Annotated in this window: 8 protein-coding genes; 5 read left to right on the top strand and 3 right to left on the bottom strand. The window is 56.4% G+C overall.

Annotation, left to right across the window (positions count from 1 at the left end):
- Positions 1-325: 325 nt before the first annotated feature.
- Positions 326-1,207 carry a hypothetical protein gene (locus Pla100_RS16680; RefSeq protein WP_390620612.1) on the bottom strand — a complete coding sequence of 294 codons (882 nt, stop codon included), beginning with the start codon at positions 1,205-1,207 and terminating at the stop codon, positions 326-328.
- A 231-nt stretch (positions 1,208-1,438) separates the two neighbouring features.
- Here Pla100_RS16680 and tkt point away from each other — a divergent pair, with 231 nt between their 5' ends.
- Together tkt and Pla100_RS16670 are read left to right on the top strand one after the other, a co-directional pair.
- Positions 1,439-3,484 carry a transketolase gene (tkt, locus tag Pla100_RS16675; protein ID WP_146578798.1) on the top strand — a complete coding sequence of 682 codons (2,046 nt, stop codon included), beginning with the start codon at positions 1,439-1,441 and terminating at the stop codon, positions 3,482-3,484.
- Between the two features lie 126 nt (positions 3,485-3,610).
- Positions 3,611-4,927 carry an adenylosuccinate synthase gene (locus Pla100_RS16670; protein WP_146578797.1) on the top strand — a complete coding sequence of 439 codons (1,317 nt, stop codon included), beginning with the start codon at positions 3,611-3,613 and terminating at the stop codon, positions 4,925-4,927.
- A gap of 520 nt (positions 4,928-5,447) precedes the next feature.
- Here Pla100_RS16670 and Pla100_RS16660 read toward each other — a convergent pair.
- On the bottom strand, positions 5,448-6,893 hold the full coding sequence (locus Pla100_RS16660) for a DUF1598 domain-containing protein (RefSeq protein ID WP_146578795.1): 1,446 nt from the start codon (positions 6,891-6,893) through the stop codon (positions 5,448-5,450).
- 264 nt (positions 6,894-7,157) lie between these two features.
- On the opposite strand from Pla100_RS16660, the gene Pla100_RS16655 reads away from it, so the two are divergent.
- The 3 genes from Pla100_RS16655 to Pla100_RS16645 all read left to right on the top strand — a co-directional run bounded on the left by Pla100_RS16655 (position 7,158) and on the right by Pla100_RS16645 (position 11,397).
- Positions 7,158-8,153, top strand: a complete 996-nt coding sequence (locus tag Pla100_RS16655) for an acyltransferase family protein (RefSeq protein WP_261344807.1) — start codon at positions 7,158-7,160, stop codon at positions 8,151-8,153.
- 235 nt (positions 8,154-8,388) lie between these two features.
- Complete coding sequence (locus tag Pla100_RS16650) at positions 8,389-9,735, top strand: Gfo/Idh/MocA family protein (RefSeq protein WP_146578793.1); 1,347 nt, start codon at positions 8,389-8,391, stop codon at positions 9,733-9,735.
- Between the two features lie 45 nt (positions 9,736-9,780).
- Positions 9,781-11,397 carry an ABC transporter permease gene (locus Pla100_RS16645; protein ID WP_231603138.1) on the top strand — a complete coding sequence of 539 codons (1,617 nt, stop codon included), beginning with the start codon at positions 9,781-9,783 and terminating at the stop codon, positions 11,395-11,397.
- A 257-nt stretch (positions 11,398-11,654) separates the two neighbouring features.
- Here the strand turns inward: Pla100_RS16645 and Pla100_RS16640 are convergent, their stop codons facing one another.
- Positions 11,655-14,753: a VWA domain-containing protein gene (locus Pla100_RS16640; RefSeq protein WP_146578792.1), complete on the bottom strand. Its 3,099-nt coding sequence runs from the start codon at positions 14,751-14,753 to the stop codon at positions 11,655-11,657.
- Positions 14,754-14,791: the final 38 nt, after the last annotated feature.

The raw sequence follows: 14,791 nt of genomic DNA, 5'->3' as shown, positions 1-14,791 counted from the left end.
CTCGCCGCTTGAAGCGGCGAGCACAAGTGAAAATCGGAAGGTTGGGAGGGCGTTGTTGTCTAGCTTGCGAACCTTATTCACCCACGAGACGAGCTCGTGGGGGTCAAAAAAGATGTGGGGTATAAAAGGCTGGAAGCCTATGCCACTTATTATTCACCCGATGCTTAGCCCTGGATTTCAGGTACTGAATCACATGCAATCAGCGCAACTGATCAAAACGTAAACGTAAACTTAAACCCGTTTGCGATGCTTAGGTTTAAGTTTAGGTTTAGGTTGGGCAACGAATGGCGTGTTGAGACGACCCTGCCGATCTACTGGGCAACGACTACATAGGTTTCAAACGTTCCAGCGGTACGTAGTAGCGAATGTACCGTCCCCCGTCGCTGAATAATTGCCCTTTTGGGTCTTGGACCAATACCGTTGCACGACGGGTGATTCGATTGACCTTGCCGAATACTCGTCCTCTTTCGGTTTCAAAATAGACTCGATCGCCGATTCGGATGTTGAACTTGGTCGCCGCCCGTTCTCGCTGTGTGATCAAATCGTGCTGGTAATCGGTGTGAGCAAAGAACGATCGTGCGATCGATTGGAAACGAGACTGCGAACAGTTCCCGTCGTTCCAAATCAACATTTCGATCAAATGAGTCATCTCGTGCTCGGCGACACGCTGCATCGCTTCGAGCCGGTCGACGCATTTTCGGCCGGTCACCATCACCGGCCGATCGACGTCTTCAAACGTTTGAAACAAGAGCGTCGACGACAGAATCAAATCGAATTTTCGCGGCGCGTCGCGAGACCCGTTGGGATAGTGGGTGACCAATTTACCCGCCGCACTGGTCATCCGGGAGGAGAACTTAAAGGACAGGCCTTCGGCTTTGGCGATCGGCAGCACCCGCGACTGGAAAAAGGCGTCGTCCATCAGATGGATCAGCCGCACCAAATCATCGCGACCGACCCGTTGAAAATTAGGACGATCGATCGTTCGGCTCAGACGCAGCATCTCCGCGTGGATCTGCTTTTGGGTTTGGTGAATTTTTTCCTTGTCGGGACGGTTTTCTCGGATCCAATGCGCCAGCCCGATTAGTTTTTCGGGATCGCGAGGACGAATCGTGGCGCCGGAACGAAATGTCGGAGAGGTCTCTTGGACCACAGAGGTCTTCAAAGAAGAAGACTTTGGAGGTTCACGACGTCGGAAGAATGCGGACATGAAGTTCCAAGTGCAATGAAGGCGGCCACCGTACCGGTCCGATCATTGTAGGCTTGCGTGACACCCGCCGGCCACCCGAGTCAGCTTGTTCTTTTCAGCCTTCGGCCGTCTTGCCGCCGTCAAACCCCTTTCCCCATCGTTCGCTCCTCGCTAGGCTTTCGAGGCCTGAATTGATGGCGAAAGGTACGTTTTGACTGATTTCTCTCACCCTGATACCCACTGACGCGGCCCATGACAGCCACCTCCACCGATATTCAGACTTTGGCGATCGACACGATTCGTGCTCTCAGCATGGACGCGGTACAAACGGCCAACAGTGGTCACCCGGGCACCCCGATGGCTTTGGCGCCGATCGCATATCAAGTTTTTCAGAACTCGATGAAATACGATCCTGCTAAGCCTCATTGGCCCGGACGGGATCGTTTTGTTCTGTCATGTGGCCATGCTTCGATGCTTCTTTACAGCACGTTGCATTTGATCGGCACCCAAGCGACCGACAAACACGGTAAGCCGACTGGCGGTGAATCGATCACACTTGAGGATATCAAGAATTTCCGTCAAATCGGCAGCGTTTGTGCTGGGCACCCGGAATACGCCGAAGCCGCTGGAATTGAAACGACCACCGGACCGCTGGGGGCTGGTGTGAGCAACAGCGTTGGCATGGCGATGGCCGAAAAATGGTTGGCCGCCAATTACAACACCGACGACCTGACACTGTTTAACTACAACACTTACGTCATCTGCAGCGACGGCGACTTGATGGAAGGCATCGCGACCGAAGCCGCTTCGGTCGCCGGTCACCTCAAGCTGGACAATCTCTGCTGGATCTACGACGACAACAACATCACGATCGAAGGCGACACGGACCTTGCCTTTAGTGAAGACATCGGCAAAAAGTTCGAGGGTTTAGGCTGGAACGTGTTGCACGTCGATGATGCCAACGACGTCGAAGCACTCGGCAAAGCGATCGCCAAATTCCACGCTTGCGGTGACAAACCCACGATCATCGTCGTTAAAAGCATCATCGGCTACGGCGCGCCGAATAAACAAAACACCCATGGTGCCCACGGGGCTCCGCTTGGTTGGGACGAAGTCGCCTTGGCGAAGAAGGCGTACGGCCTGCCCGAGGACAAGAAATTCTATATCCCCGATGGCGTCAAAGAGCATTTTGCCGAAGGCATCGGCAAACGCGGAGCCGCCGCATCGGCCGCTTGGGACGACGTTTGGACCAAGTATCAGGCGGCTTATCCAGCGAAAGCCGCTGAATTGCAGGCGATGTTCGACGGCAAGTTACCCGAAGGCTGGGACAAGGACATTCCGGTCTTTGAAGCTGATGCGAAGGGTGATGCGACGCGAAACAGCAGCGGCAAGGTGCTCAATGCGATCGCCAAGAACATCCCGTTCATGATCGGTGGAAGTGCCGACTTGGCCCCGTCGAACAAATCCAACTTGACGTTCGAGGGTGCGGGCGAGTTCCTTGCGACCTCTTACGACGGACGTAACTTGCACTTTGGCATTCGCGAACACGCGATGGCTGGAATCACCAACGGTTTGTGCCTGTCCGGTCTTCGCGGTTACTGTGCAACATTCTTTGTCTTCACCGACTACATGCGTGGTGGAATGCGATTGTCGAGCATCATGCACCTGCCGACACTTTACATCTTGACTCACGATTCGATCGGCGTCGGCGAAGACGGTCCCACCCACCAACCTATCGAACACCTGACGGCTTGCCGTGCGATTCCTGGGTTGAACGTTTACCGTCCCGGCGATGCCAACGAAGTCGCCGAGTGTTATCGAGCGGCGATGCTTGACAGCAACCATCCTGCCGCAATGGTACTTTCACGCCAAAACATGCCGACAATGGATCGGACCAAATTTGCCTCCGCCGAAGGTTGCCTCAAGGGCGGCTACATTCTCTCGGATTGCGACGGCACTCCGGACGTGATCCTGATGAGCAGCGGCAGTGAACTCTACATGGCCGTCGATGCCGCCGACCAACTAACAGCCAATGGCAAGAAGGTCCGTGTGGTCAGCATGCCTTGCCTGGATTTGTTTGCCATGCAAGATCAATCCTACATCGACGAAGTCTTACCGCCTTCGGTGACCAATCGTGTCGCCATCGAAGCCGGGATTCAAATGTCGTGGGATCGCTGGATCGGTTCGCACGGCAAGTTCATTGGCATGCACAGTTTCGGAGCGAGCGGTCCTTTCGACGCAGTCTACGAACTCTTCAAGATCAACGCGTCCTCGGTCGTCGAGGCGGCCGGTCGCTAGACTGCGACCGCGGTTAGGTGCCCAATTCAGTTATCTTGAAGGCCATCATTGTTTGATGGCCTTCAGTTTTGATTCTTGAAATGTCGCATCGGTCATCAACCATCTTATCTCCCGAAGGAAATTCCATTGTCCGGTACTTGTGTGATTGGTCTTCAGTGGGGCGACGAGGCCAAAGGCAAACTCGTCGATCTGCTCGCTCCTCAATTTGATTGCGTTATCCGCTACCAAGGCGGCGCCAATGCCGGTCACACCGTGGTCGCTGGTGATGAAGTTTACAAGCTGCACCACATCCCCTCGGGTATCTTGCACGCCGACGTACAAAATTTCATCACGCCTGGCGTCGTGATCAATCCCACCACGATGCTGCATGAGATTGATGGCTTGTTAGCCCGAGGCATCAACGTCCTTGATAACCTAAAGGTCAGTGAGCGGGCTCATTTGGTGATGCCTTGGCACATGATCGAAGACGCCACGATCAACGCGACGTCCGTTCGCGGTGAATCGATCGGTACGACCAATCGTGGAATCGGCCCCTGCTACCGCGACAAAGTAGGACGCACCCACGCGATCCGCATGATCGACCTGATCGAACCGTCGCGTGATGAGCGGATCGCCCAAGTCGCCGAACAGAAAACCACGACGTTGCGACAACTCGGAGCGAGTGACGAAGATTTGCAAACCATAGCACCAGAGAAAATGGTGCCTCTCGCTGCGGCATGGGCAGAACGATTGGCACCGATGATCGCCGACACGACCGACATGATTCTCGACAGCGCCGAAGCGAATCAACGGATGCTCTTCGAAGGCGCTCAGGGAGCGCTACTGGACATCGACCACGGGACGTACCCGTTCGTCACGAGCAGCAATAGCAGCGGTGTCGGCGTGTGCGCCGGTGCCGGCGTGCCACCGAAATGGATCGATCACGTTCTCGGAGTCTGCAAAGCCTACAGCACGCGGGTCGGTGGCGGCCCGTTTCCGACCGAACTGAATAACGAGACCGGCGAAAAGATTCGCAAGCTCGGCAATGAGTTTGGCACCACGACCGGTCGTCCGCGACGATGCGGATGGTTCGACGCCGTCGCGGTGCGATACACCGCACGTTTATCGGGTGTGACCCGTTTGGCGCTGATGATGATGGACGTTTTAGCGCATTTCGAAGAGCTGCAAATCTGCGTGGCGTATGAACTCGACGGCAAAGAAATCCACCGCGTTCCCGCTCATGCGGATCAATTGCGTCGATGCAAGCCTATTCTCGAAACGATCTCTGGCTGGAACACACCGGTCGATCATGCCCGCTCGGTGGATGATTTCCCACCGGCTGCTCTCGCGTATGTCAAGCGGATCGAAGAACTCGTCGGCGTCCCCGTCGGCGTGCTGTCGGTCGGACCAGATCGATCCCAAACCATCTTCACCGAAGAAGCCGCCGTTCTCGGTTTGGCTTAGTCTGGACAAGACCATTGCCGGACAAGACGATGAGACGGACGTTGGCCCGAAAACCGAACCGTCCTTCGCTCACATTTCGGAGCGGTCTGGCACCCAACTTGCGCAACCTCAAATCGTTACCAAACCGACTGGTTCAGGTTCTTTTCGTAGCGTCGACATTAGTCGACGTTTCAGGTACCGGCGACTGATCGTCGCCACCACTGATTTACCGCGATGCCGACTACTTCGCGGCGAGTGAACGCAGTTCGTCTAACTCGACGCTTAGACGGTGCCGCAAAGGGCTCTCGTCACGGAGCTCGGCTTCAAGAAGTTCTTCGGCTTGGTCGAACTTATCATCTGAGTTTTCGTTCGAGGCAATGATCTCACGAAACATACGTTCTACGGTGGCTTCAGTTAACACAGTCGATGGCCTCAATGATTTGTCGGGATAGGGAGTTCATTGATGATAAAGGCGTTGAAGCGTTTCACAAGCCCAAAGAGCATTCAAGCGAGTGACTTCATTGCTAAAAAGCTATTTAGGTCAGTCCCACCACCATTGACCGGGCTCTAAGTCGGACGGCCCAGCAGACTGCTTAACAGCGACATTATCGCCACTTTGATCGACGACCATGCGGTCACTGTTGAATGCTACCCGCGGTTGCATGTTGACTCCACCACCGAGCGGCGTCATCAGCGTATTGCCACGCCAAATCGCGTTGACGGCGGTCTCGACCTTTTCGGGGACCGTGTAGGTTTGAACGGGAACTTGCTTCTCGTCACCGAGTACTTCCATCGACCATTCCGCTTGCGAGTAGAAGTCTTGCTCTTGGATATAAGCAGCCGCGATGGCGATGTCGATCAACTGTTGCAGCTCCGCATAGACTCGCACTTTGCTGGCGATCAACGGGTACTTTTCAGTGAACTCTTGCGTGAACGCTTGACTGGCCCGGTTGCCACGTCCTGCTTGAACACGTTGACCTCCGCCGAGCACCCGTTCGCCTTCGCCGACCAATTGCACGCCACGTTCATTGATTCGCATCGCCAATCGATCGTCGCTGACCGATACCCCGTCGTAGTTTGGCTGGAAGTACCAGCGTTCCAACGCGTTCGCGGCTACGGTTTGTGGGCTTGTCCGCGAGACGTAACTGCGGACCGGAACGGGAAGTTGCTCCAAACCGATGCCGATCAACTTCATGCGATAATCGGCTTCGACGAGGACGCGTGCGAAGTGCGTGTCGCCTGGGATGCCCTGAATCGTAACGGTCTGCAGACCAAGGTTTTGCTTGAGTCCTTGGACCAAACGCATCGTGTCACCTCGATTGGCACGACCGCCAACGGCCTGCAAAAATTGTTGCATTCGTGCCAAGCCTTCGGGCGTGGGGTCGATCGAAACGGAAATGACCCGGGTCGGCTCGGCACCCGGCGGATAGGCACGCAGCGCCGTGACGAGGTCTTCGAGCAAAACGGTCGGGCGTCCTGTGCTTAGGCCCACGAATCGTTGCGTCGGGTCAGCAACGAACCCCTCGGCGGGGCCAGCCACGACGATGTCTTGGGTGTCGGGATAAAAGAAAACGTACTGGATCGTCGTCAATCCAGCCACCGCGAGCACGTCGTCACTCAATGGTCGATCTGCCGCGATTTGTTTGGCGATCACCTTTTCGAGACGATTGAGCGAGACCTTGCGGAGTTCGCTGCGCTGCATGACATCGTCCGTTTCCGCCCTCAAACGGGCTTCGCGGAGCCGCTGCTGAGCCAATCGCGGGTCCACCGTGCGGACCTTGAGGACACCGGTGGCATCAACATCCACACCAGCAATCGGGTTGCCGAATACAGGGGTATCGTCGTCATTGCCCCCACCGCCGCCACCGTTGTTGGCCGACGCCGAAGAGGCAATGCCCAGCAAAAGTGCCGCTGCAAGCAGAAAAGGGATCGACGAGGCGGCGCGAAAACGTACCGACGGCAGGATACGGTTGCAGGTGAATCGCATCAGTGAAGTCTTTGAGAAAAGTGAAAAGCTTGGGGCGGGAAAACGAGGCTAACCCAGGAATGGCGAACGCTCCGCCTCCATCGTAATCGCAAATCCCGCTAAACTCAATTATTTCGCAGACAGACGCCGGTATTTTGGCGGTCGCCGGAAGGTGATTCCGGATTCCCGCCATTCTCCCTTTCCGCCATAGGGCGGCTACGCCGCAGACATAAATACAAGCCAGACGCGCAAGCGAGTGGAGTCGCTGGTATTGCGAAGTTTGGAGTGGATTCCCTCGCTCGCGAGTCGTGCTTGTATCAATTGCCTAAAAAAACACCGAATGCGGCGATAACTGATGTAGAAAAACTCGCCAAAGCTCTTCACTCTTCACTCTTCACTCTTCACTCTTCACTCTTCACTCTTCACTCTTCACTCTTCACTCTTCACTCTTCACTCTTCACTCTTCACTCTTCACTCTTCACTCTTCACTCTTCACTCTTTACTTTGCCCCGACGTCGCCCAAAACGCCGCAGTCCCACCGCTACCCAGCCACCGGCGGGGAAGCGTAACTCCGCCATCGACGCACTCCGCGGCTTGGCAATCCTCTTGATGATGATCGACCACGCCGCCGGGTTGATCGGAGGGTGGTCGATCTCGGAGTCATCCGTGCGGATCGCCGCGCGGCTGAGCATGCCTCTGTTCGCGGTCTTGATGGGGTACTTCTTGCGTCCCGGCGCGGCTTGGATTCCCGAGGAAGGATTGCACCGCTCGAGACTGTTGCAAATCGGTTTGGCGGCGGTGCTGGTTAACCTGGTCTTCTATCCGATGTATGGCTGTGTCGACATTCTGTGTAGTTTGTTTCTCGTCGCGATCATCGCACGGTTGGCCGGACGTGCGTTCCCAATATTCGTTGTTGTTGCATTGGCCTATCCGATCGATCCGACCGACGGTTGGCCGACGGCCGGACCGATGGATTTTCCGCTAACGATTGTTTTGGCGTTTGTTGCATTAGGCAATCTTTACGCGACCGCCGGGCGAAAGGCCGCACTCATTGCGGCAGCGGCGTTGACGTTGTTCTATCCGTTGGCCGCATCGGCGACACCGGGCAGTGTCTCGTCGTTGTTGTTCCTGTTCGTCTTTCCCGCGTGCCTGTTGCTAGCGGTCGCCGAACAGTTTCCCCGGTTGGGCGTTCCTGGATTGGAAACACTCGGACGGCATCCGTTGAAAGCCTACGTGATTCAGTATTACGTCATCATGGCGGTCGCCCATGGTTATCACTAACGCGATTGGCTACGAAAGGGCCCAAATGGGGAAGCACTTTCAGGTAGTTCAAACTTCTTCAACAAAGCCGATTTCCGAAGGGGCGGTTTTTTACCATGTTCCAGGGCGCTGGAACACGATTTCATCTCCGGAATCGGCTACAATCACTGTTCGATTTCCAGGCCGCCTTCTCCGGAATTGGCCTTTGATCGGTTTTGTCCCGCCTTCCTTTTCATCCCACCGAGAATCAACCGTCATGAATCCAGACAATCCTACGATCGTTTCGTCAACCGAACACGACAACCTTCCTTCGCGCCGTTCGGCGATCAAGACCGTTTCGGCTGTCGTTGCGACGGCCGGATTGGCGAGCTTTGCCAACACGCATCGCTCGACCGCGGCGGAGGCGATTCCGGCCGTCCACAACAGTGTCGATGACATCATCAAGGTTGGATTGGTTGGTTGCGGTGGCCGTGGTACCGGAGCGGCGGTGAATTCGATGAACGCGGACAAGGGCGTTCGCATCGTAGCGTTGGCCGACTTGTTCGACGCGTCGATCGAGAACTGCCGGAAATCGTTGCAGGGTCGATATAAAGACCAATTCGCCGTCGAAGACGACCACTGTTTCACCGGCTTCGACAACTACAAACGATTACTCGAAACCGATATTGATGTTGTCTTGTTGGCGTCGCCTCCCCACTATCGCCCTGATCAGATGGAAGCGGCCGTCGCGGCGGGCAAGCAGATCTTTTGTGAAAAACCGGTCGCGACCGATCCGGCCGGCGTCCGCCGCGTCGAAGCGGCTTGCCGAGCCGCCGATGAAAAAGGACTCAACGTCGTCAGTGGTTTGTGCTGGCGCTACGACGAAGGTTTGAAACAAACGATGCAGCGTGTTCATGACGGAGCGATCGGCAACGTCATCAGCTCCCAATTCGATTACCTGACCAGTCCGGTGTGGATTCGCAACCGCAAAGAAGGTGAATCGGAGATGGAGTACCAATGCCGTAACTGGTATTACTTCACCTGGTTGTCGGGCGACCATTACGTCGAGCAATTCATCCACAGTCTCGATAAAGCGTTGTGGTTACACCATGATGAACCACCGGTGAAAGCCTACGGACTCGGCGGGCGTCAACGTCGCAGCGACCTGAACCAGGGCAACATCTACGATCACTTCGCCGTCGTTTATGAATGGGCCGACGGAACGCGCGCGTTCGCGAACACACGACAAATCAAGGGCTGCATGAATCAGACCGAAGATTTTGTTTTCGGAAGCGAAGGTTCCGCCCAACTGATCCGTCACGAGATCGACGGCCGGACCCCGTGGAAGTTCACCGACCAAAAAGTACAGATGCATCAGGCCGAACAAGACGAACTGTACAAAGCGATTCGCGGCCAACGCGAACGGATCAACAACGGCACGTACATGTGTCGCAGTACGATGATGGCGATCATGGGCCGCGAGGTCACCTACTGCGGCAAAGAATTGTCGTACGAACAAGTGGCCACCAGTCCCATGGACTTACGCCCCAACGCATACGAATTTGGCGATGCTCCCGAAGTCGTCATCGCCCAACCGGGCGAGTACGAATTCCCGCTCGCTTGAGAGTAGCGGCAACTGAAAATTTACCTCGATGAAAGTGTTTGACTGATGAGCACGGCTGCTTTCCCGAACGAATCGCTTTCGCAACGCTTGCCGTCGGGTGATGGTACCCCGGCCGATTCAACAACGCCGGCCTGGCTGGTACGGATCGATCGCTGGGCGGAAAGGCTTGGTGATCGGGTCAATCCGATCATGATCAAAGAAACGCGTCAGGCGCTCAAGAGTCGTCAATTTGTCGTGACGTTTTCGGTGTTGTTGGTCGCCGCGTTCGGTTGGACCGTCGCCGGCAGCTTGTCGATGATGCCGTTGATCTACACGACGCCGTCGGCTTCTCGGATGCTGATCGGATACTACTTGGTCTTGGCGTTACCCATGTTACTGGTCGTTCCGTTGGCGGCGTATCGATCGCTCGAGGCGGAGATCGACGACGGCACGTTGGAACTGTTGTCGATCACGGCGCTGAGTCCGTGGCAAATTGTGCTGGGGAAACTCGCCAGCGCCTCGTTGCAAATGATGCTGTACTTGGTCGCGTTGTTTCCTTGTGTCGCTTACGCCTACACGCTTCGTGGCGTCGACTTGCCGACGCTCGCGCTAATGATGTCGACCCTGATCGTTTCGGCGTTGACGCTGACGGTGCTGGCGTTGTCGTTCGCGCCGTTGGCCCGCGGCCGGACCGGTCGGATCAGCACTTTGTTGGTCGTGCTCAGTGCGTTGTTGTTGGCGGAGTATTTGATCGGTGCGGCGATGATCTCGATGATCATGTATGGCAACCCGTTGCCGGTTTCATGGACCGTGTTCATTCTTGTCGTTGCCACATTGCTCGCTGCGGCGATCAGTCATCTGTTGCTAACGACCACGGCGGCGCAGTTGACGCCTGAGAGCGAAAACCGCAGTAGCGGGATACGTTGGTCGCTGTTGATGCTGACCGTTTTAGTATTCGCGATCAACGTGTTTGCGATCGAATGGATCACCGAAGCCCGCGAACAGGTGTTAGCCGTTTTCATGCCCTCAATCATGATCATGGGGCTGCTCTGGACATTCGCCGGAGCGATGATGGCGGCGGAATCAGCCGCGTTGACCCCGCGGATCCAACGCGAATTGCCGGGCAATTTTTTCAGTCGAATGTTGCTTGTGTTTTTCACACCCGGACCGGCCACAGGGTTGGTTTTTGCTTGCTTGGGCATTGGCACGCTGTTGATCGCGGCAATGGCGGGAACCGAGCGGATTCAAGACCTTGGTAGTCAGGTTCGGGCGCGCGAATGGACGTTGTTGCGACACGCGATGGTAGCCTATTGCGGTTACTTGATCATGTTCTTAGTACTGGTCCGATGGATCGTGGCGATCTTGCGGATCAACAATCATCCGCGGGTCGAGATCGGATTGGCCGCGTTGATCGCGGTGGCGGTCTTATCGTCGCTAGTACCCTACTCGATCGGCTTGCACTACAACGATTATCGACCGTATAGCTATTCAGGTTGGCAGATCACCAATTGGGTATGGACGATCGGCATGATCTTTGACAACCAATCCTTGCGATGGGTCAACGAAGTCGGCATCTCGAGCATGTTGATGGGTTTCTTGATCGCGATCGCCGGAGTCGGCCGCCGAGCCTTACCGATGCGAACGGCGACGCCGGAAGCGGTGCTGGCCGAACGGGCGAAGTAATCGTGCGGTTTACGGCTCGTTGGTTTAGTGAGCCGACGTGCTAGCGGTGTATTAACTTAATCGTTTAACGGCAAGCCGCAGGCGACAGAGCTTGAGAACGCAGACGCCTGCGGCTTGCCGTTAAACGAAAACGCCCAATCGTGCACTAAATCAACAGCCCGCTAGCTTCGGGCCTTACGGGAAGTAAGCCACCATCCGAAGCCCGTGGCTAGCGCCATCGGCTCACATGAACTGCCTAGCACTCATCAATACGCTGCTTACTTTTTGGCTCTTCGTTTGGCCTCGAGCAGTCGTTCGGTGTAGCTGGGTTGATCGCCGGTGGTGCCTTTGCCAGTAGGCTCGGTATTTTTGGTGCCGGGTTTCGCCCCAGAGGTGGCGTTCGAATCACGAGCATTCTCAAGAGCATCGTCCAAAACATCGCCTTGTGTCGACGTGGGCACCGAAGTCGGATCGAACCGGGTCGAGGCGGCTCGACCGGCGAGCGACTCACGCGTCGCTTGCTTTTGTTGACGCAGTTGATCCAGTCGTTGCACCTGAGCCGGGGCGATTTCTCCGCGCCCGATCAGAGCATCGGTCCAACGTTTGATGAATCCGAAACGGATCGCAACCCGGCGGATCAGGATGTCAACGAAGAATAGCGTCAATGCCAGCAGCACAAACCACGGCCACGCATCACGAATCCGACGGGCTAAGGGAAGTCCACCCCGGAACGGGTCGTTTTCCAAAACCGCTTCGTCGACTTCCGACCCCAAGGGCGACGTGACGACGCCCGGTTGGCCACCTTCGGGACGCAGTGATGCGAGTTGTGCGAGAAGCGATTGATTGGTTTCCCGATAACGGAACTCTTCGCTGTAGGGCACCGTCACGCCGGCGCTCAGTGGCGCGTTGCCCATGCCGGGCAAGACGTTGACGAAATATGTTCCGGCCCGATCGATGGGAAATCGGCCGGCGTATCGTCCCGGCGCGGTTTGTTCCATCCGCAACGGAACCGGGGTCAGCGATGGATCCAATACCGACCCCGCGACCTCCAAGAAATTCAAGTAGCGATCGTCTTCGCCGAGCGCCGTCACGATCACATCGACGAATCCGTCGTCGACCTTAGTGGCCAACGAGAATTGTCCGGTGTCGCCCGTTGGACGCATCAACCATCGCACCAATTGCGAATGTAGCTTTTCGTAACCCGGCCAAGACGCCCATTGCTTGGCCCAACGTTGCCCCGCGTCGGTGGACAAGACCGCCGTACGGCCGAGACCGTAGTTCCATGTCGCCAATACTGTGGCGTTTTCGGGCGAGTCGGGAAGCGGAGAACGCAAGACGACCTGCGCGAGCGGACTGGTCTTCGTTTGAGTCATCACAAACCCGGTGATCGGCGGCAAAACGGTATCGATTCCATCGACGACCGGGTGCGGATAGATGATCTCCGGCGAAGCACCACCGGGCGGTTCATAAATCAACGGCCGGGCAACGCGACGGGCTTCACGTTGAAAGATCCCGGGCAAAGCACGGCCTGATTTGACGGCGTAATACTTGCCGCCCGTCCGCGACGCGATTTGACTGAGCCGTTTGCTCTCGGTCAAACCGTGCGACGCAACGGCCACGGTACTGATCGTGATGTTGTTGTCTTTGAAGGCGTTGATCACGGCGTTGGACGGATCGCTCGGATCACCGTCGCTGATGATGATGCAGTGTTTGATCGAGGCATTCACGCGAGCCAAACCGGCGACGGCCATCCGCATCGCGGGATCAAATTCCGGCATATCCCCAGGGGTCATTTTGCCGACCGCAGCCATCATCGCTTTTCGATTCGGGCCGACTTCGAGCATTCCTTTGCTGCCGCCCCACAACCATTGATCGCCCTGCATGGTCCAGTGCAGTACGCCGGAGTAGTCGGCACCGCCGAGTTGCCGGATGGCGGCCTTGGCGATCTCTTTTTGCCAGTAGTTACCCTGCGCCATTTCGCTCGCGTGCATGATCAGCGCGAGTGCCCCGACGGCTTGGACTTTCGTATTCTTGATTTTGAAATCGACGGGCATCGCTTTTTCAATTTCCGTCCCCGTCCATCCGCCCGCACCCAATGAATCGGGTCCGCCGATCATTAACAATCCCGCACCGAGTTGTTGAGTGTTGCGGACAAGCATCTCGATCTGCTCGTCGGTGAAACTGGTAATCGTCTGCGTCGAATCACCGGACACGCGTGGCACGCCGGCCAAGATTACCGCGTCGTAGGGCTGCAACTCCGCGATGCTGCCGAACAACCGATCGGCCGCCATCGGGGTGACTTCGATGTCGGCGTCACGCAACGAATCAATCATCAATTGATAGTCACCGAGTTCATCCACACTGTGAATCAGCAATACTCGTCCTTTGCCGCGCACGTAGGTGTAACCGGTGGCCGAATTGTTTTGCGTCAAGACATCATCGGCTTCGTCGTCGGCGATGAATTCGGCCTCGTACGTGTAGGCGGCCGGTTGGTCGATCGTGTGTTTGAGCGGGAAGACGTTCTTGCCGGGTTCCAGTTCAACGGTCTGTTCGAGCAACAAGGATTCCTCGCCGCCGACCTGTTGCTTCACCCGCAACCGTCCACGCACGGGCTTGGAGTTTGCCCCAGCATCGTCCGTGGTTGCCGGATCGGCGGGTGCCGCTTGACGCGGTGTGCCTTGGCGATCGACCACAATGCGGGCTTCGAACGGTTGGCCTTTGCGGATATTCGCCGGAAGATCAATTTTCTCAACGAGTACCTCTTGAGAGGCTTCGGTGACGATCGGGACAATATCGATGCCGATGCCGGCGGCCGTCACTCGAGCCGCCATCGTGCGTGCCCGTCCGACGTTCTCGTTTCCATCTGTCACGATCACGATTCGTCGTGAAGTGTCTTCGGGCATCGAGGCTTGAGCCAAATTTAGAGCCGCTTCGAGGTTGGTCGCGTCGGTGCGTTGCAATAAACTTTCCAACCGACGCATCGGCGGCACGTCGTCGTCATAGGGTGGGATCTCGATCGTGGCGTCGCGACCAAACACGATCATCCCGGCCCGATCATTGCGGGCCTCGTTGCGGTGTTTTCGAACGGCCTCAATGACATAGTCCAACATCGCGTTGCGTTTTTCCAACGGGATGCTTTCGCTTTGATCGAGCACGTACATGACCGTCATCCGGTCACTGACCCAGACCAATTGCACGCCCGCCAACGCGGCGACGACGATCATCCACACCAACGTGCGAAAACCCAACGCCATCCAACGCCGAACCGGCCCGAGCACTCTTAGATGCTGCCACCCCCACAGCCAAAGCAGCGGCAAGACGAGCAACCAGACTAGGTAGCCGGGCGATTCGAATCCGAGACGGAAGGGGAAGGACATGGAGTGAAGAGTGAAGAGTGAAGAGTGAAGAGTGAGGA

Origin of the sequence: Neorhodopirellula pilleata (assembly GCF_007859915.1) — a bacterium.
Classification (GTDB): Bacteria; Planctomycetota; Planctomycetia; order Pirellulales; family Pirellulaceae; genus Rhodopirellula; species Rhodopirellula pilleata.
Note: the sequence above shows the minus strand (reverse complement) of the source record. Positions and strands in the feature narration are given on the sequence as shown.

Bases quoted from the DNA above. Each gene is read 5' to 3' on its own strand.
- Pla100_RS16660 (WP_146578795.1), bottom strand. From the start codon at position 6,893: ATGCGATTCACCTGCAACCGTATCCTGCCGTCGGTACGTTTTCGCGCC.
- Pla100_RS16680 (WP_390620612.1), bottom strand. From the start codon at position 1,207: ATGTCCGCATTCTTCCGACGTCGTGAACCTCCAAAGTCTTCTTCTTTG.
- tkt (WP_146578798.1), top strand. From the start codon at position 1,439: ATGACAGCCACCTCCACCGATATTCAGACTTTGGCGATCGACACGATT.
- Pla100_RS16650 (WP_146578793.1), top strand. From the start codon at position 8,389: ATGAATCCAGACAATCCTACGATCGTTTCGTCAACCGAACACGACAAC.
- Pla100_RS16640 (WP_146578792.1), bottom strand. From the start codon at position 14,753: ATGTCCTTCCCCTTCCGTCTCGGATTCGAATCGCCCGGCTACCTAGTC.
- Pla100_RS16645 (WP_231603138.1), top strand. From the start codon at position 9,781: ATGAGCACGGCTGCTTTCCCGAACGAATCGCTTTCGCAACGCTTGCCG.